Source organism: Flavobacterium procerum, assembly GCF_042431625.1.
GTDB classification, from domain to species: Bacteria; Bacteroidota; Bacteroidia; order Flavobacteriales; family Flavobacteriaceae; genus Flavobacterium; species Flavobacterium procerum.
In genome coordinates, this window is sequence record NZ_JBHLYW010000002.1 from 136,834 (window position 1) to 156,059 (window position 19,226).

Here is a 19,226-nt window from a genome sequence, read left to right on the forward strand (position 1 = left end):
AGTTTTTAGAAATTAACAGTTAGTCCAAGCGTAGTAATTATTGGTGATGGATAACGACCATTATCAACGCCGTATAAAAGGTTATTTTGATTCGCCGCACCTATTTCAGGATCATATCCTTTATATTTAGTAAATGTCAATACATTTTGAGTGTTCGAATATATTTTGATATTCGAAATACCGTATTTAGAATACAAGCTTTTTGGAAGATTGTAACCAATTGAAATATTTTTTACTCGTACATAAGATCCATCTTCTACAAATCGATTGCTTAGACGATAGTTGGAAGCCGAAGCGGCAGATGAAGCCGCGATTCTTGGCATATAAGGATCACCTCCAACAATCTGAACATTTCGATAATCGTTTGGGCCATTTGGATCAATCAACTCTAATTGTGCGTATCCTAAAGCTGTTTTTAAAAGATTCGTATTTTCACGTGGATTTTCTAACCAGCGTCTCTGATAGTTTAATACTTCATTTCCATAAGATCCTGTCAGAAATATATTGACATCAAAGCCTTTAAACGAAAAAGTATTTCCTACACCAAATACAAATTTAGGTTCCGGATTTCCGATATAATCAGTATCTTTTTCATTGATTACCCCATCTTTATTTTTGTCTTCAAAGATATAATCCCCGACCCATACACCATTTTCTCCAATTACCATTCCTTCTGGTAATGCAGTAGGTTTTACTACTCCGTCTTTATCTTTGTAATAGAAATCAGTTGCTTTCTCAAAACGTCCGATCACTTTATATCCATAAAATTGTCCTATCGGTTTTCCAACAGCAGTACGTGTTACAATCGTTACATCAGAACCTTGCTGAACTCTTTGGTCATACACTCCAGAATCTGAATTAAGAGCAAGAACCTTGTTTCTGTTCATAGAAAAAGTGATATTTGATTTCCACACAAAGTCATTACGCTCCATATTTATAGTATTCAAGGTCAATTCAATTCCCTTGTTTTCAATAGAACCAATGTTGTAGATTGGTGGCGTAGTCGACCCCTGCCCTGTTGTTCCCGCATATGCAGGAAGTGATAGAGGTAGTAACAATCCTTCCGTTTTTTTGTAGTAAAGATCTGCGGTAAATTCTATCCTGTTGTTAAACAATCCTAGATCAAAACCAAGGTTGCTAGATTTTGTTTTTTCCCATCCCAAATCAGGATTTGCGGTATTAGTTGCAATCTGACCAGCCCCCCAATTGGTAGCCGATGTTCCGTAAATTGAGGTATAAGGATACACATATTGAACATTTTGATTCCCCACAAGACCCCATCCCAATCTTAATTTTAGATTGTTAATGGTCTTGTTCTCCTTTAAGAAACTTTCATTAGAGACTTTCCACGCCAAAGCTGCTGATGGAAACCAATCCCATTGATTTTCTTTAGCAAATTGAGATGAACCGTCTCTTCTTAAAGTCGCTGTCAGCAAATATCTATCATCAAAGGAATAAAATAATCTTCCGAAATAAGAACTAAGTGCACTTTTAAAACTTGAATTGGAGTTTCTTGCCGTTGTAGAATCTCCTGCATTTAAATCTGTCGCTCCGTTTGTAATATAACCAGAACGATAGCCATACAAATTGTCGCGATAGTTTTCTACAAATTCCTGACCTGCCATTGCAGTTACTGTATGTTTCCCAAATGTTTTATTATAAGTTAAAGTGTTATTCCAGATCCAGTTGTCGTTTAAAGATTTCGTTCTTGAACCTTCTCTCACGTCATTAACAAGAGCTCCGAAAGTGTACGAAGGATTGAAAGTATAATTGTTTCCAAAATTATAATCTACAGAATATTGGGATTTTAGCTTTAAATCCTTAAAGAATGTAATTTCCATATAGGCATTTGCTCTAAGACCATAATTTCGGTTAAAATTATCTCTCATTAAAGCCAATCCCAAAGGGTTGTTCTGTACAAATTCTGTTGTATCAGGCCCGTCAAAAGTTCCGTCTGCATTACGAGCCGCGACATTTGGAGTCTGTTTCAAGGCAGTTAATATCAAAGCATTATCTGAAAAAGTATTTATCTGATTTGTTTTGTTTACTGCTAAATTTACACCAACCTTTAAAAAGCTTTTTATCTGCGAATCGATAACACCTCTAAGATTAAAACGATTAAATCCTGATCCGATTGCAATTCCTTCCTGATCTAAATAACCAATACCAAAAGAATACGTAGTTGTATCTGAACCTCCCGAACCCGATAAATTATAACTCTGCATCATAGCAGTTGTAAATAATTCATCCTGCCAGTTAGTTCCATCTCCTAATAATTCAGGTCTGATAAAAGTATTATCTCTTTGTACGATACCTAAATCTGCACGAGTATTTTTAAGAGTTCCATATTCTCTTAGATTAAGAACCTGCAATTGCTTTGGTATTTTTTGCCAGCCGACATAACTATCAAAATTCAAGGCAAGCTCCCCTTTTTTTCCGGCTTTGGTTGTGATTATAATTACACCACTACCTGCTCTTGAACCATAAATAGCTGTTGCAGAAGCATCCTTTAATATATCCACGGTTGCAATATCCGCAGGGTTAATTCCAGCAAGCGGATTATTATTATTTGAACCTGTATTTCCATCAATTACAACTCCATCAATTACATAAATAGGTTCATTAAGTCCTGATATCGAGCTAAGACCACGAATACGAACAGAAGCACTAGAACCTGGAGCACCATTATTTGCCTGTATGTTTACCCCCGCTGCACGTCCTTGTAAAACCTGATCAAGAGTCGTGGCAACAGATTGGCTGATTACCGTGCTATTTACTGAAGAAATTGCTCCTGTTAAATCGCCTCTTTTTGCAGTACCGTAACCTATTACCACAACCTCCTTAAGGCTACTTAAATCTTCTTCGAGCAAAACATCGATTTTACTTTTGCCTGCTGTGGCGACTTCTTTAGTTTTATAACCGATAAAACTAAAACTTAAAACTGCATTTGCAGGTAAAGAGCTGAGCGTAAAAGTTCCGTCAAAATTTGAAACAGTACTGGTTTTAGTCCCTTTAACATAAATGTTTACGCCTGGTATAGGACCACTGCCATCAGAAACTGTTCCTGAAACACTGGTTTGAGCATTTACTGAAACAGACAATACCAGCATCAGGAACAAGAATCCTAAATTCTTAAAGTATTTAGATCTGCTTTTAGTAATTAAAAAGTTAGTCATAAATAATTGGTTTAATGAGTTAATAGTATGGTTTAGTTAGTTTCTTTTTTAAATGACCTGCAATTTGATTTCTGTTAAAAAAATTCAACAAATAATAACTTACGGTCAAAACAAATATATGCAAAAAACAACAACACACAATCGGTTGCGTTAATTTTTTTTCTCGATTTAAAAAAAATACTAGTTAAAAAAAAACGCATTATTTATTTATATTATTAAAATATTGATTAATCATCAAAAAGACTATTTATAACAACGAAAACGTTAGAGATAATAAATAGTTTGACTTGAAACCTTAAAAAAAACATAAAAAGTTAAATTTTCATGTTTTACAGAAAACCACTAAAACGTTGTAGTGAACTTGCAAAAATGAATTGCTCGAAAAAATCTTTAAACCCCTTATAAAACAAAGAATGTAGAGGCTTATATGCTACTAACCAAACCGTCAACCACTAAACAATACATTTCTTACAAAAGACAGACAGAAACAATCGGTTGCTTTTATTTCAAAAAAAATCCTCTCCAAATGTCTTGGAGAGGATTCTAAAATGAATCTAAAAATGAATCTAAAAGCTGTCGTAAATTCATCTTTTGGATGTCTTCGGCAAACTGTTTCAAACCAATACTGTCAATAGATGTTTTGTTCTCTTATACTTCCTTCTTTTGCCATTAAAGGCGGATTGGTTACACCGTCTAAAACACCTAAAATCTGTTCCTCTTCAATGTCTTGAAGATTGACAGTATTAATAAGTTTTGGTTTAAGTTTAATATAAAATTTTGTATAAAAAAACTTTGTCAAAGTTTATAAATTTGACAAAGTTCTCAGTGCGTTCTAGTGAGTGAAAAATGTGCATTCCGATTGACTAACCTTCAATAAAAAATACTCACTTATTATTTTATCAAACTGACTTTTTATTCGTTTCGATTTTCAAAAAACAGTAACCAAACCTTCAATCTGTTTTTCTTAAATCTCAATTTAAAAAGCCATAATCTTAATACACATTTTCAAAGTTTTTATCTAAAAAATCATTTTTAAAGAAAATAACGTTTTATAACTATCATGTTAAAAATTAAAATTCTTTTTAGATTTCCTGTCTCACTAAATATTTTGTAGAAACCTAACAGTCCCGATGCATCGGGACTGTTAGGATATTTAAAGTCTAAACCAATTAAATATATTGGTTGATGATATTTTCAAACAATTCTTGTTTACCGCTTTGAAGATTTAATTCTCCATTTTCGTGAGCGATAGTATAAAGATCTTTCAGGTTTAATTTTCCTTCAGCAAAATCTTTTCCTTTTCCAGAATCGAATGAACTGTATCTTTCTGTTCTTAATTTTTCATAAGGAGAAGAAGTGATGATTTTATCTGCAGTCAATAACGCTCTCGCAAAAGTATCAGCTCCGCCAATGTGCGCTAAGAAAACATCTTCTAAATCTGTAGAATTTCTTCTGATTTTAGCATCAAAGTTAACTCCTCCACCTTGCAATCCGCCAGCTTTTAAGAAAACCAACATGGCTTCAGTAGTTTCTTGAATGTTATTTGGAAACTGATCTGTATCCCATCCGTTTTGATAATCTCCTCTGTTTGCATCGATGCTTCCTAACATTCCAGCTTTTGCAGCTACTTCCAATTCGTGTTGGAAAGTGTGCTGTGCCAATGTAGCGTGGTTTACCTCAATATTGATTTTAAAATCTTTGTCTAAACCATAATTTTTCAAGAATCCAATTGCAGTTGCCGAGTCAAAATCGTATTGGTGTTTAGATGGCTCCATTGGTTTTGGCTCGATAAAGAAAGTTCCTTTAAAACCTTGAGATCTTGCGTAGTCTCTAGACATTGCTAAGAATTGCGCCATGTGGTCTAATTCTCTTCCCATATCTGTATTTAGTAAAGACATATAACCTTCTCTACCACCCCAGAATACGTAATTTTCTCCACCTAAAGCAATTGTAGCGTCAAGCGCTAATTTTACTTGACCTCCAGCTCTCGCTACTACATTAAAATCTGGATTTGTAGCGGCTCCGTTCATGAATCTTGGGTTTGAGAAACAGTTTGAAGTTCCCCAAAGCAATTTAATTCCAGAGTCTGCTTTTTTCTGTTTTAAGTATTCTGTAATGAAAGCCAAACGTTTTTCTGATTCTGCGAAAGTTGCTCCTTCAGCAATCAAATCGTAATCATGGAAACAGAAATAATCGAATCCCATTTTGCTGATGAATTCAAAAGCAGCGTCTGCCTTATCTTTTGCCGCTTGATACGGATCTGATGAAGCATCCCAAGCAAATTGCTGTGTTCCTGGTCCAAATGGATCGCTACCTTGTCCGCAGAAAGTATGCCAGTAAGCAATAGCAAATTTAAAGTGCTCACGCATTGTTTTTCCAGCTACAACTTGGTCTGGATTGTAATATTTAAATGCCAACGGATTATCTGATTCTTTTCCTTCAAATTTAATTTGGCCAATACCTTTGTAGTATTCTTTATCTCCTAAAACTATCATTTGATTTTTTTATTTATTTGTTAATATTAATTCTAATTCTTGTTTCCATTTTTTATAAGCCGTTTCGTATTCCTCTTTATTTTTTAGAGGCAAAAAGGTCATTACATGATCGTTTGTTGTGATTCCTGAACCAAATTTTTCAAAGTCGCCATCTGTCAATCCTACTGCTCTTGCCGCTCCTACTGCTCCGGTTGTATTGTAAATTTCTATTTCATGTCCAATTAAAGTCGCCACTGTATTAGAGAAAATTTCGGAACGGAATAAATTATCATTTCCAGCTCTTATGACATTAATCGTTGCATTATCATCTTTCAGGCATTCCATTCCGTACACAAAAGAAAAGGCAATTGCTTCCAAAGATGCTCTAAATAAATGTGCGTTGGTATGAATATTAAAATTCAGGTTTAAAATATGAGATCCAATATTTTTATTATTGAACATTCTTTCGGCACCATTTCCAAACGGAATGACAACCAATCCTTGCGAACCTACATTTATCTGAGATGCTTTTTCATTCATTTCCTCATAGGATTCATTTCCGATATTGTTTCGCATCCATCGGTATTGGATTCCTGCTCCGTTTATATTCAGCAATTTCCCAACTCTCGGATTTGATTCCGCATAATTCACATGAACGAAGTTGTTTACACGAGTACTTTTTCCTGAATTTGTTTCTGTCACAGCATAGAAAACACCTGACGTACCGCCTGTTGCTGCAACTTCTCCCGGACGAAGCACATTTAATGACAACGCATTATTCGGCTGATCTCCTGCTCTATACGCAATCGGAATTCCAGCAGGAAGACCTGATTCTGCAGCAGCTTTTTCTGTAACAACACCTTGATTTGTGAAATTCTCAACGATTTTTGGAGTTAATGCTGTATCAATTCCATAATATTCTAAAAGCCAGTCGGCTACTTTATTTTCTTTATAATCCCAAAGCATTCCTTCAGACAAACCATTTTTGGTAGTCGTTACTTCGCCTGTCAATTTCAAAGCGATATAATCTCCCGGAAGCATGTATTTAGCAATTTTATTGTAAACTTCAGGCTCGTTTTCTTTAACCCATTTCAGTTTTGAAGCCGTGAAATTCCCTGGAGAATTCAATAAATGCTCCATACATTTTTGTTCTCCAATTTCGGCGAAAGCGGTATTCCCAATTTCAACCGCACGGCTGTCGCACCAGATAATTGAATTTCGCAACGGAGCGTTATCTTTGTCAACAATTACTAATCCGTGCATTTGGTACGAAATACCAATTCCCTGAATTTTCGAGGCATCAATATTTGCTTCTTTAATCGCTCTTTTAGTCGCTGTACAAATGTGCTGCCACCACATTTCAGGATCCTGTTCTGCCCAATCTGGGTGAATCGAAAGGATTTCCATTTCGTTTTGCGGTTCATTCAAAACGATAACTTTTTTACCCGTTTCTGCTTCTACCAAGGCTGCCTTGACAGAAGAACTTCCAATATCATATCCGATATAATACATACTTACAATGATTCTCTTATTATTAATTTTGTCGGCACATAACACTGAGTATCTTCGTCATGCGTAATAAATGCCGCTGCTTTGGTTCCTATTTCTTTAAAATCAGTTGAGACAACCGAAATTCCTTTATATATAAATTTCTTCATCGGGGTTTCGTTGTACGACAAAAAACCAACGTCTTTTCCCGGTTCGTAATCCTTCTCTTTGCACTGCTCTAAAAAGTGTCCTAAAATCCTGTCGCTTACACTGATATAAGCAATTCCTTTTTCGATATTGAACTTTTTCGGATCGGTAATGACTTCATATTCAAAACCAAAATCAGCACAGAATTTCTTAAAAAACTCCACTGTTTCCCACGGGTGATTCGTAAAATCCGGATAGACAAATTGTATCTTTTTATACTTTTTAAACAAATCAACCGCCTCTGTCAAAGACTCATAAAATGCTTTTCCAAAATCCTGAAAAACATAATTGTTCGTTTTTTTTGCCTGAATATTCCAGTCAATCAAAAGCAATTTATCACTCGAAATTGCCGACAATGCCGGAGCAATGTCTTTATGATCAAAATTCATTACCACGTATTTATAATACTTCCCGATTCCGTTATTGATGATCGTTTTAAAAACATCAATATTATAATGATGAAACTGCACATCAATAATCACATTATCCGGCAGATTATTCACAACCGAATGATACAAAACCTCTTTATAAGCCTTAAACGTATCTAGAACCAAAAGCACTTTTCTTGTTTCACCCGCTACATAATAGCCTTTATTCGGTACAGATTCAATCGTATTTTGGTCTTTTAAAATCGAATAAGCCTTAAAAACCGTGTCTCTCGAAAGCTGATACGTTTTACAGATCACATTCACCGACGGAAGCAAATCTCCTTTTTGCAGAATATTCTCTGCAATCGAATTTGTAATTCCATCCACCAACTGCTGATACTTCGGAATATCACTTTCATGATTGATTATAAACTCAAATTTTTCTTCTTCTTTTGGCATACCGTTCTGTTCCGTTCTGTTATGCTAAAGTAGATAAAATTCTTTTATAAAAAATTGTTTTTTATATTAATTATGTTAAGTTTTTAAAATTCTATATTTCAATAATTTGGGCGTGTCCCTCCGGGTCGGGCTATCCGTTGCAAGTCCTCGCCTGTTCGTTCCTCACGGCTGTGGGCTTTCCACTACTATCCCTCACGCAAAACGGTTTCAGAAGATGTGACAGAACATTATTTTTTCATAAGTTGTCGTACATCATTTAACCGCAAAGCACACAAAGGTTTACGCAAGGTTCGCATTCATCCTCAATATTTATAACCTTTTCAGAGCTCTGGAAGAGCCTAATATTTATAGAAAATCCCAACCCGACAGATTAAAAGCTCCAGCGGAGCGACACAATTTGTGGCTAACAATATATCGCCCCGCTGGGGCTTTATACGAAAAACCTAAAACTTTATCTCTCAAAATGCTCACTCGACGTATACATCCCCAAATACGTCCCTACAAAACCACCCGCTTCTTTTGTACTCAAAATAGAACCGTCTACATCTTTAATTAATAAAACCCAATCTGCATTTTGAGCCGTTTTATAATAAAAACTATATTTCCCTCCGTTTCCTTCAATCTTCACAAATAATGCTTTATCAGAATCTGCAAACTCTTTTTTAGCAATAATCTCTGATGTTCCATTATTGATTTTACTAGCAGTTCTTTCTACAAAAACTTCTTGTTTTCCATCTGAATTCAATCGCTTTCCAATCAACAAATAATGTTTTTCATTTTGAAAAGCAGTCAAACCTGCAACAGCTAAATTATCTTTTGGTTTAAACTCAAATTTAACAGAAGCTTCAAATTTTAAATGTTGTTGTCTTCTTCCTATAAAAGAAAAATTAGTTTCGGTATGAATCGATTCATTTCTTGGTTTGATTAATAGTTTTCCGTCAATCAGTTCGTACCATTTTTCAGAAGGCGTTCTAATGAAATTCCATTTCAAATTCAATTCATTCAAATCAAAATCATCTTTCCAAACGAAATTGCCATTATTCGGCTCTATTTTTTCTTTTGAAAGAGGAAGGTTCGGACGTTTGTTTTTCATCGGAATCGGTTCGTTCCCGTCTTTAATTTCCGGCCAGCCATTTTTCCATTCTACAGGCATCATAAAAGTTTCTCTGCCTGTATTGTACAAATCGCCTTGATACGGACGACAGCCTAAAAATACTGACCACCAATCGCCATTTGGCAATTCAACAAAATCAACATGACCTGTTGTTGAAACTAAATTTTTACGATTTGAATCTAAATGTGATTGCGTCAAAATCGGATTATGGGCATAACTTTCATAAGGCCCATAGATATTTGTGCTTCTAAAAACCACTTCTGAATGATTAAAACCTGTTCCTCCCTGAGCACAAATCAGATAATAAAATCCGTTTTTTTTAATCACATGCGGACCTTCAATCCAAACAGGTTTTATAGCCATATCGGTTCCGCCGTTAATAACCAATTTGGGAGCTGTTGTGGTTTTTTGTTTTTCCAAATCGTATTCCAGCATGTAAATGGCGCGATGGCCATCATGAACTGAAACATTATTGGGCGGAGGCCCGTTATGTGTGATATACACTTTTCCGTCTTCATCAAAGAAAATATCAGGGTCAATCCCGTTTACTTCTGGAAGCGCAATCGGATTTGACCAAGGCCCAGACGGATTTTTAGCCGTAACAATAAAATTACCGACTCCGCTGACATTGGTACAAATCAAATAAAAAATGCCTTTGTTGTATCGAATTGTTGGTGCATACATTCCACCTGAAAGACGAGAATTGCCAAAATCGGCCTGTTCACGACGGTTTATAATATTTCCAATCTGTTTCCAGTTTACTAAATCTGTACTTTCAAAAATAGGAAGCCCTGGAAAATAGCAAAAAGAAGAATTGACGAGATAAAACTTTCCTTCAGCACTGCAGATGGTAGGGTCAGGATAAAAACCAGCCAAAATCGGATTCAGGTATTCGTTCTCAGATCTCGTCTGATTTTGATACGCATCGTCATTTCCTCGGTAATCAAACCAGTCAAAAACAGCATAATCGGAATACACAACCGATTGTGGTTTTTGCGAAATTTTTTTACATGATGAAAAAGCACTCATTAAAATGACTACACTGACCAATGTACTACCTAATCTGGTTCTTTTAAACATCTTATTTTATTGCTAAAATCTTAATCAAACAATCTTCTTATTCCGTACGGATCAATTGTTACTATTGAACCATCTTCGAGATAATCAATTTTGGTTACTTTCATGCTTCTTAAATGCGTTACGCCTTTTGACAAGCTAGAATCGTGGTAAAACAAATACCATTCGCCTTCTACTTCACAAATAGAATGATGCGAAGTCCAACCTACAACAGGATTTAAAATTCTTCCCTGATACGTAAACGGCCCATACGGATTGTCGCCAATAGCATAACAGATAAAATGTGTATCGCCTGTAGAATAAGAGAAATAATATTTTCCGTTGTATTTGTGAACCCATGAAGCTTCAAAAAAGCGACGGTCGTTATCGCTTGCCAAAATCACTTTTCCGTTTTCATCTAGAATCTGAATTTCTTTTGGTTCTTCGGCAAATTCCAGCATATCATCACGAAGCATAGCTACGATTGGCCCTAAAGCAGGTTCATTTCCAAACGGTTCTTCGTTGTTGACATCGTATATATTATTTCGGTATTTCTGAAGCTGTCCGCCCCAAATACCTCCAAAATAGATATAATGTTTTCCGTCTTCGTCTTCAAAGACAGCAGGATCGATACTGTAACTCCCTTTTATAGCATCTGGCTGAGGAATAAACGGGCCTTCCGGCGCATCACCTACCGCTACTCCAATCTGGAAAATTCCGTTGGCACGCTTGGCTGGAAAATACAAATAATACTTTCCGTTTTTATGTCCTGCATCGGGTGCCCACATTTGTTTTTCGGCCCAAGCCACATCATCAACATGAAGTGCTACTCCGTTATCCACAACTTCAGATGATATCGTGTCCATCGAAAAAACGTGATAATCTTCCATCCCGAAATGGTCGCCGTTATCGTTAAACGGAATTCCGGCATCTATATCGTGCGACGGATAAATGTAAATCTTCCCATTGAATACATGCGCCGAAGGATCGGCTGTGTACATATGCGATACTAATGGCTTTGAAATCGCCAAATCATTAATTTCCTCAAAATTAATGTGTTCAATACTATCTTCAGGCATAGTGGTATCTTTGTTTTAAATAATTAAGTTCTTCTTTGTTTAAGTTCTGTTTCAATTTGCACTTCCATCGTTTTATCGATTTTATAGAAAAACAGCAATCCGACTCCAATCAAAAAAGGGATTGCAGGGAAAATACTAACTAATAATTTAATTCCATTTATAGCTGTTTCCGACTGCTGAGGTGTATTTGGGACATAATGAAAATAGCCCAGGAATAATGTCGTTAAAGCACCTCCAATGCTTAATCCGCTTTTCAAACCTACCATCATTGCTGAAAAAATAATTGCTGTCGCTCTTCGATTATTAAGCCATTCCGAATAATCGGCAACATCGGCAATCATTGCCCAAAGAATTGGGATTGTGATTCCGTAGAAAAATCCATGCAGGATTTGGGAGAAAAATATTAAGCTTATTGATGTTGGCGGATAGAAATAGAAAGCGATAATAAACAAAGTCGAAATGAATAAAAACAAGCCAAAAACATTTCTTTTTCCGTATTTGTCTGCGAGATTTTTCGACAAAGTAATGCCGACAATCATAAAGATAATACCGCCTGCATTAAAGAGTCCAAAACCTGCCGAAACAGGATCATTACCAAAATGATTCAATCCGATATTTGTTAGAAAATCCAAAATAGGCTGAATAAAAACGGCTAATTGTTCTTTATCTACATAATTCTCAAAATAATACACATACGAACCGCCTTTCATAGCCAAAGTCACAAAAACCAAAGTCGTTAGCGAAAGCATGATTACCCAAGGTCTGTTTTTGATTAAATCGCTCAAATCTTCTTTTACGCTTGACTTTTGCTCTGGTTTTGGAATAATTCTTTCTTTTGTGGTTAAAAAAGTAATCAAAAGCATCATCGTTCCGATAATCGCCAAAGCGGTCATCACTTTTTCGATTCCGATTGCTTTATCTCCGTTTCCGGCACTTTTGATAATTCCAAGCATGAAAACCTGAACGAAAAACTGCGCAAACATTACTGCAACAAAACGGTAGGATGACATACTGTTTCGTTCTTTCATATCGCCCGTAATTACGCCGCTTAAAGCAGAATACGGCAGATTGTTTCCTGCATAAAAAAGAAGCAGTAAAGTATACGTTACAACAGCATAAATTACTTTTCCTTTATAAGAGAAATCTGGAGTTGAAAAGGCTAATAACGCCACTACTCCAAGCGGAATTGCGCTCAATAAAATCCAAGGTCTGAATTTCCCCCATTTGGTACTCGTTCTGTCTGCCAAAACCCCAATAATCGGATTAAAAATAAAAGCAGCAATTAATCCAACAATCAACATGATGATAGAAGAATCTGTTGGTGATAATCCGTAAATATCGGTATAGAAATACGCCAGATAGGTCATCAAAGTCTGAAAAACTAAATTGGCAGCTAAATCCCCTAGACTGTATCCAATTTTTTCTTTGATGGATAATTTTTGCGAAATGTTATTCATTGGTGGTTTTGTGGTTATTTTATTGATTAGTTAGTTGTTTTTTGTCATTTCGACGAAGGAGAAATCACACGCGGGATTCGACAAAGATTGGCGACATTCTGTACGGAGTTTCTAGTGTGATTTCTCCTTCGTCGAAATGACAAGATTGCGTTGAATTAGAACCAAAACAATCGGTTGTGTAAAATTAGACAAAAAAACATATTATGCAAATTTAGTTTGCTTTATTTAAGTTATTTTCACACCACAACCGATTGTTAATTAATTCATCAATCTTGAGCTGTTTTGACTGCTTATTCTTTAGTTTCTTTCAACTTTAAGATACTGTCGTAAGCTGGTTTATGTTTTAATTGTTTGTCAAACAAAAGCGGATAATTGGTTCTTCCTTTTATCGGCCAGTCATTTAGCCAGGATTGACCGTCATGAACACCCCAAAACGTAACTCTGCTAATTGTGTCTTTATGTTTTAAAAATAATTTAAAAATCGATGCATAACGTTCTGCTAATTGTGTCTGAACTGAATCTGGTAATTTTTCTGGATACGGATTCATTTTAGGGTTTCCTTCAAATTTCTGATTCACGTCTGCTCCTTTCAAATCCCACGGATTTGGTAAAACGGTAATATCCAATTCTGTAAACGCTACTTTGATTCCTAACGCAGAATATTCCAAAATACTTTTTTCGATTTCTTCTATTGACGGACTTCCTAATCGCCAGTGCCCTTGAATTCCAACACCGTCAACTTTTCCGCCTTCAGCTTTTATTTTTTTGATTAAAGCAATAGCTCCAGCTCTTTTTGCGGGTTCTTCGATATTATAATCGTTGTAATATAACTCGGCTTTTGGATCGGCTTTTTCAGCCAGTTTGAAAGCATCAACCAGATATTTTTCGCCTAGCGTTTTCAAAAAAACAGATTGTCTTAAAGTTCCATCTTCGTTCAACGCTTCGTTTACAACGTCCCAGGAATTAATTCTGCCTTTGTATTTAGAAACGATGGTTGTAATATGATCTTTCATAAACGCTTTCATTTCTGTACTGTCGGCAATTTTTTCCATCCAAGGCGCCAGCTGACTGTGCCAGATTAAAGTATGTCCATGAACAAACATTTTATTCTTCTCGCCATACGCCACAAATTTATCAGACAAAGCAAAATCATATTTGTCCTTCTGCGGATGCGTATACATGGATTTCATAATATTTTCTGCCGTAATTGCATTAAATTCTTTTCGAATCAAAGAATCAACTTTCTTGTCTTTTTCTTCGATTTGATCAGCGCTTAAAGCGGTTCCGATGTAGAAATCGTCTTTGTAAGCGTCTTTTAATGAAGCTGTTTCTTTTTGCGAAGTACAGCTTATGGTCAGTAAGGCCGTGACGGCAAATAAATAAGGTTTAATGCATTTCATATCTTTTTGGTTTAAATAGTTAATCGTTTTATTCATTTAGTTTTGTCATTTCGACGAAGGAGAAATCACACTAGAAACTCCTCACAGAATGTCGCCAATCTTTGTCGAATCCCGAGTGTGATTTCTCCTTCGTCGAAATGACAAACGTTGTGTATCATTCCTTCCTAAAACTCTCCGGCGGTCCCAAATACGACTCCATAATTTTACCTTCTTCGGTCTCAATTACAATTTTCTGAAGAACTAAACCCGAATCAATTCCGTAAATTTTTAAAACGTGATTTCCAGAGTTTTCAATCGTATGTGTCGATGTTATTATTTTAATATTATTTGCAACAGATTCTGCCCAAGCTTTTTCTGAAGAATCTGCATTAAGGTTCATTATTTGCGGTTTTTCATCGTCAAAAGCAATTCCGTATTTTAATCCGTCACCCATTTTAAAATTGATTGTTGGTGAAAAATAGGCTTTTACTTTTATCTTTCCTTTACTGAAAAAATGAACATTGTATTCTAATCTTGGAGATCTTTCTGAAATTTCAATCGTCTTAATGTTTGAAGGTTTTAAAGTTACTCCTGATGCTGTTTTTCCAAGATTTGGAATGGTCGTCCATTTTACTTCTTTTGAATTTATTGCTTTAGAATAATTTTCACTCTCTATTGAAATATAACCGTCGTTCTCAATAAAACCATGAGCTTGAGCTAAATCTTGTTTTTTGCTAATTGATGTCTCTTTTTTTAAAATCTCTTCATCGGTAATCACTTTTACCGCTTGAACTGCAGGCGCAATTTTCTTTGTTTTCGGAATCACATTTTTATCCGGCTGTTGCCAATTATCATATCCAATATGCGTCTGCGCCATCATATGATTCCATTTGCCATTGGCTATTTGGGTATGATAATAATTCGTGAGCTCGGCATCTTTTTCAAATAACTTCTTTACTTTTTCAGCATAATCATTTGCAACGACATTTCCCTGTTCTGCATACAATTGATTTTTAGCTTGTGCAACATACAATTCATTTAAATTAGCACTTGCCAAAACAGGAAACAAAACCAACTGATAAAAAGCATCTTTGTATTCTGGTTTCAATTTTTCATATATAATTGTAGCCAATTTGACCAATTTTTGATAATCGGCTATAACCTCGTCTGCTTCATTATAATTAGTGACACTATAGGTTTTACGATCCAATAATTCAGGTTTTCTTCGGGAACTGTATTTTGTATATAATTTTAAAATCTGAGCGATTTCTTCTGTAAATTGATTGTCAAAATTTTCTTTTGCCCAATTAACATAATATTGCTCTAAATTTCCAGCATTGAACTTTTCGGGATTCCAAGCCATGTCGAGGAAAAACTCAATCGGAAATTCCATTGGTTTGATATCGCCTACATTTACAATCCAGATTTTATCGACTCCATATTGATACGCCAAATCCATTTGTTCCCAAACACGTTCAATCTGATTAGTATTAATCCATTTGTAATTTCGTGGCCCGCCTACGTAATCATAATGATAATAAATTCCGTAACCGCCTTTTCTTGGTTTTGCCTCTAATTCTGGCAGTTTGCGGATATTTCCCCAATTGTCATCGCAAAGCAAAAGCGTAACATCATCGGGAACGCTCATTCCTTTGTCGTAATAATCCTGAACTTCTTTGTAAAGTGCCCACATTTGGGGCGTTTCTTCTGCTGGTTTTTTCGTGACTTCTGCAATAATATTTCTTTGCGTTTTTACGATATTTTCTAATAATTTAATTGCAGTTCCTTCAGTCATCGGTTCGTCGCCGTCGCCACGCATTCCAACGGTAACGATGGTTTCTTTGTTTCCCATTCTTTTAATTCCGTCTTTCCAGAATTGAATCAAAGCTTCTGAATTGGTAGTAAAATCCCATTTTCCTTTTTCTTTTCCCCATTCAGCGTGTGCTCGCGTTAAGGGTTCGTGATGCGAAGTTCCCATTACAATCCCGTATTCATCGGCTAAAACAGCGTTCTGCGGATCTTCAACATAAAACATTCTGCCCCACATGGCTGGCCATAAATAGTTGCCTTTCATTCGCAGAATCAATTCAAAAACTTTATCATAGAATTTCGAATTGAATCCGCCAAATTTTTCGAATGCCCAACCAGTTAAAGCCGGAGCTTCATCATTTATAAAAATTCCTCTGTACTTTACTTTTGGTTCTCCCTGCGAATGAATTCCATGCAGAACATGCAGTTCCGTTTGTTTTTTAACTGGAACATCTGCCCAATAATACCAAGGAGAAACACCAATTTGATTCGATAAATCGTAGATTCCGTAAATCGTTCCTCGTTTATCTGAACCTGCAATTACCAATGCTTTTTTAATTCCTTTAAACGGATTTTCGATAACTTGAGTGGTAAATTTTTCCCATTTTCCTTGAAGTCCATTTTTATCAATTTTGCCTTTTTGGACTAATTGATTGATGATTTCACTTTTTCCAAATGTTCCAATAATTACCACAAAATCTTCTGCTTCGGTAATCTTTTTGATTCTTTTCGAATGTAAATCGGAAACCTTAAAAAGATCATTTTCTAAATGCCCTGTTACTTTTAAAACTCCTGCATAATCTTTATCGTCAACCAAAATCGTAGCTATTTTGCCTTTACTTACTAAAGGAAAATTTTCATTAGAAGCCTGATTGACTACATATTTCTCTGGATTTATGGCATATGAATTTGTGCTTAATCCGATTAGGAAAAACAGTAGGATTAGGTATGAAGTTTTAATTTTTGAACACATAGCGTCACAAACTTTTTTATTTAATCTCGCAAAGTCGCAGAGTCGCAAAACAATTCTTTTTAAGCTTTTTTAAAACAAAACTTTGCGACTCTGCGACTTTGCGAGAAATTCTCAGCGTATTAGATTTAAAAAACTTTAATTACAAATTCAATTTATACCCAATTCCCATTTCCAAACCTCTTAACTCCGCTAGACCTTTTAATCTTCCTGTTAGAGAATAACCAGGATAAGTTTCGGTTGCTTCATCAACTCGATGTAGAAAACCATGATCTGGACGCATTGGGAGGCTTATTTTGGTTTTATTCATTAGCAACAATAATTTCTCAACAATCACTTCCATTTTAACATCGCCGTTTAAATGCTCTGATTCCCTAAAAATAGTTTCGCTTTCGCGGATGGTATTTCTCAGATGTAAAAAGTGAATTCGGTCTCCGAAATCGTCTATTATTTTTTCCAAATTGTTTTTTGGATCGGCACTTAACGAACCTGTACAATAACACAATCCGTTAGCTATTGATGGAACTGCATCAAAAATCGCTTTCAAATCTTCTTCAGTTGAAACAATTCTTGGGAGACCTAAAACCGAAAACGGCGGATCATCGGGATGAATCGCTAATTTTTGTTGGTTTTTCTCCGCAATTGGCGTTACTTCTGATAAAAAGTAAATCAGGTTTTCCCTTAGTTTTTGATTGTCGATTTCGGCATAATTTTCTAAAAGAGACAAGATTTGTTCTGCCGTAAAATTGATTTTACTTCCCGGCAATCCCAACAAAACATTTTTAAATAATAAAGCTTTTTCATCTTCCAATAATTGATTTCCGAATTGTAACGCTTTTTCTTTTTCAGCATCAGAATAATCGTTTTCAGAATTAGGTCTTTTCAAAAGAAAAACATCAAAAAAAGTAAACGCATCCTGATTGTACAGCAAAGCTTTGCTTCCGTCTTCGTTTATAAAATCATGATTCGTTCTAACCCAATCCAGAATCGGCATGAAATTATAGGTTATGATTTTGATGCCGCACTCCGCCAGATTTTGCAAACTGATTTTGTAATTTTCAATGTATTGCAAATAATTTCCCGAAGCTCGTTTGATTTCTTCATGAACAGGAAGACTTTCCACCACAGTCCATTCCAGTCCGTAATTGCGAATGATTTCCTGTCTTTCTTTTATAGCTTCAACAGTCCAAATCTCTCCAACAGGAATTTGATGCAATGCGGTTACAATTCCCGTTGCGCCCGCTTGCTTAATATCGATAAGTTTTACGTTGTCTTGAAGTCCAAACCAACGCATGGTTTGCTGCATTTTTATCATACTCATTTTTTTAATCTCGCAAAGACGCGAAGTCGCAAAGTATTTTTCTTTTTAAGTCTTTTTAAATAAAAACTTTGCGCCTCTGCGTCTTTGCGAGCAATTTTCAGCGTCCACTAAAACCCAATACTATTTCCGCCATCAACTGGCAAAACTGTACCTGTAGTATATTTTGATTCGCTTAAAGCGAAATAATAAACCGCATCTGCAATGTCTGAAGGCTCTCCTAAATACCCCATTGGCGTTCTTCCTAATACTTTGTTTTTTCTTTCAGGATCGTTATCAAGTGCTGTCGAAGACATTTTGGTTTTAATGAATCCTGGTGCAATGCAATTTACACGTATTCCCGAAGGTGCTAATTCTGTTGCCATAGCACGAGTCATCGCTTCGATAGCACCTTTGCTTGAAGAATACGCGATTACTTTTGGAATTCCGTATTGTGACGCCATCGAACTGATATTGATGATGCTTCCTCCCCCGTTTTCTTTCATGTTTTTTATAACTTCTCTACTCACAGAAAAAACACTCAACAAATTGGTATGAATTATCGAAAGAAAATCTTCATCAGTCACCTCTGGGATTTCTTTTTTCATATTGATTCCTGCATTATTAACCAAAATATCGACTGAACCGTTTTTGGTAATACTTTCGATCATTGCAGGAATTCCTTTCAAATCGTTTAAATCAAAGATTACTGGAATAGCATTTTCTCCTATTTCTTTACAGGCGTCTTCTGTTTTTTCTTTCGATCTTCCGATTATATACGTTGTGATTCCGTTGTCACAAAGTTTTTTTGCCGTCGCAAAACCTAATCCCGAATTTCCTCCGGTTACAATTGCCGTTTTCTTGCTCATAATTTATTACACTAATTTTATGCT

The 19,226-nt window shown here is 35.7% G+C and carries 12 protein-coding genes; all 12 read right to left on the minus strand.

Going from position 1 to position 19,226, the window contains the following annotated elements; genetic code table 11:
* Positions 1-5 precede the first annotated feature (5 nt).
* The 12 genes from ACFFLS_RS02010 to ACFFLS_RS02065 all read right to left on the minus strand — a co-directional run bounded on the left by ACFFLS_RS02010 (position 6) and on the right by ACFFLS_RS02065 (position 19,202).
* On the minus strand, positions 6-3,176 hold the full coding sequence (locus tag ACFFLS_RS02010) for a SusC/RagA family TonB-linked outer membrane protein (RefSeq protein WP_379685437.1): 3,171 nt from the start codon (positions 3,174-3,176) through the stop codon (positions 6-8).
* Between the two features lie 628 nt (positions 3,177-3,804).
* On the minus strand, positions 3,805-3,975 hold the full coding sequence (locus ACFFLS_RS02015) for a hypothetical protein (RefSeq protein ID WP_379685436.1): 171 nt from the start codon (positions 3,973-3,975) through the stop codon (positions 3,805-3,807).
* Between the two features lie 370 nt (positions 3,976-4,345).
* Positions 4,346-5,671, minus strand: a complete 1,326-nt coding sequence (gene xylA, locus ACFFLS_RS02020; protein ID WP_379685435.1) for a xylose isomerase — start codon at positions 5,669-5,671, stop codon at positions 4,346-4,348.
* Positions 5,672-5,680: 9 nt separating this feature from the next.
* Positions 5,681-7,162: a xylulokinase gene (locus ACFFLS_RS02025; protein WP_379685434.1), complete on the minus strand. Its 1,482-nt coding sequence runs from the start codon at positions 7,160-7,162 to the stop codon at positions 5,681-5,683.
* A 2-nt stretch (positions 7,163-7,164) separates the two neighbouring features.
* The gene (locus tag ACFFLS_RS02030; protein ID WP_379685433.1) at positions 7,165-8,172 is read right to left on the minus strand and encodes a GntR family transcriptional regulator; all 1,008 of its coding nucleotides are present in this window, start codon (positions 8,170-8,172) and stop codon (positions 7,165-7,167) included.
* Positions 8,173-8,623: 451 nt separating this feature from the next.
* A complete protein-coding gene (locus ACFFLS_RS02035) occupies positions 8,624-10,366 on the minus strand; it encodes a glycoside hydrolase family 43 protein (protein WP_379685432.1) in 1,743 nt (580 codons plus the stop codon).
* A gap of 20 nt (positions 10,367-10,386) precedes the next feature.
* Entirely contained in the window at positions 10,387-11,421 is a 1,035-nt protein-coding gene (locus ACFFLS_RS02040) for a glycoside hydrolase family 43 protein (protein ID WP_379685431.1), read from the minus strand.
* Positions 11,422-11,444: 23 nt separating this feature from the next.
* Positions 11,445-12,878 (minus strand): MFS transporter, encoded by a 1,434-nt coding sequence (locus ACFFLS_RS02045; RefSeq protein ID WP_379685430.1) that lies wholly within the window; start codon positions 12,876-12,878, stop codon positions 11,445-11,447.
* A 290-nt stretch (positions 12,879-13,168) separates the two neighbouring features.
* Positions 13,169-14,314: an endo-1,4-beta-xylanase gene (locus ACFFLS_RS02050; RefSeq protein WP_379685429.1), complete on the minus strand. Its 1,146-nt coding sequence runs from the start codon at positions 14,312-14,314 to the stop codon at positions 13,169-13,171.
* Between the two features lie 118 nt (positions 14,315-14,432).
* Entirely contained in the window at positions 14,433-17,039 is a 2,607-nt protein-coding gene (locus ACFFLS_RS02055; RefSeq protein WP_379685428.1) for a glycosyl hydrolase 115 family protein, read from the minus strand.
* A gap of 139 nt (positions 17,040-17,178) precedes the next feature.
* Positions 17,179-18,351 carry a mannonate dehydratase gene (gene uxuA, locus ACFFLS_RS02060; protein ID WP_379686372.1) on the minus strand — a complete coding sequence of 391 codons (1,173 nt, stop codon included), beginning with the start codon at positions 18,349-18,351 and terminating at the stop codon, positions 17,179-17,181.
* Between the two features lie 113 nt (positions 18,352-18,464).
* Positions 18,465-19,202 carry an SDR family NAD(P)-dependent oxidoreductase gene (locus ACFFLS_RS02065; RefSeq protein ID WP_379685427.1) on the minus strand — a complete coding sequence of 246 codons (738 nt, stop codon included), beginning with the start codon at positions 19,200-19,202 and terminating at the stop codon, positions 18,465-18,467.
* Between the last annotated feature and the right edge of the window lie 24 nt (positions 19,203-19,226).

What these genes read in the sequence shown, in the direction of transcription:
- ACFFLS_RS02010 (WP_379685437.1), bottom strand. Translation starts at nt 3,176, where the DNA reads ATGACTAACTTTTTAATTACTAAAAGCAGATCTAAATACTTTAAGAAT.
- xylA (WP_379685435.1), bottom strand. Translation starts at nt 5,671, where the DNA reads ATGATAGTTTTAGGAGATAAAGAATACTACAAAGGTATTGGCCAAATT.
- ACFFLS_RS02025 (WP_379685434.1), bottom strand. Translation starts at nt 7,162, where the DNA reads ATGTATTATATCGGATATGATATTGGAAGTTCTTCTGTCAAGGCAGCC.
- ACFFLS_RS02030 (WP_379685433.1), bottom strand. Translation starts at nt 8,172, where the DNA reads ATGCCAAAAGAAGAAGAAAAATTTGAGTTTATAATCAATCATGAAAGT.
- ACFFLS_RS02035 (WP_379685432.1), bottom strand. Translation starts at nt 10,366, where the DNA reads ATGTTTAAAAGAACCAGATTAGGTAGTACATTGGTCAGTGTAGTCATT.
- ACFFLS_RS02040 (WP_379685431.1), bottom strand. Translation starts at nt 11,421, where the DNA reads ATGCCTGAAGATAGTATTGAACACATTAATTTTGAGGAAATTAATGAT.
- ACFFLS_RS02045 (WP_379685430.1), bottom strand. Translation starts at nt 12,878, where the DNA reads ATGAATAACATTTCGCAAAAATTATCCATCAAAGAAAAAATTGGATAC.
- ACFFLS_RS02050 (WP_379685429.1), bottom strand. Translation starts at nt 14,314, where the DNA reads ATGAATAAAACGATTAACTATTTAAACCAAAAAGATATGAAATGCATT.
- ACFFLS_RS02055 (WP_379685428.1), bottom strand. Translation starts at nt 17,039, where the DNA reads ATGTGTTCAAAAATTAAAACTTCATACCTAATCCTACTGTTTTTCCTA.
- uxuA (WP_379686372.1), bottom strand. Translation starts at nt 18,351, where the DNA reads ATGATAAAAATGCAGCAAACCATGCGTTGGTTTGGACTTCAAGACAAC.
- ACFFLS_RS02065 (WP_379685427.1), bottom strand. Translation starts at nt 19,202, where the DNA reads ATGAGCAAGAAAACGGCAATTGTAACCGGAGGAAATTCGGGATTAGGT.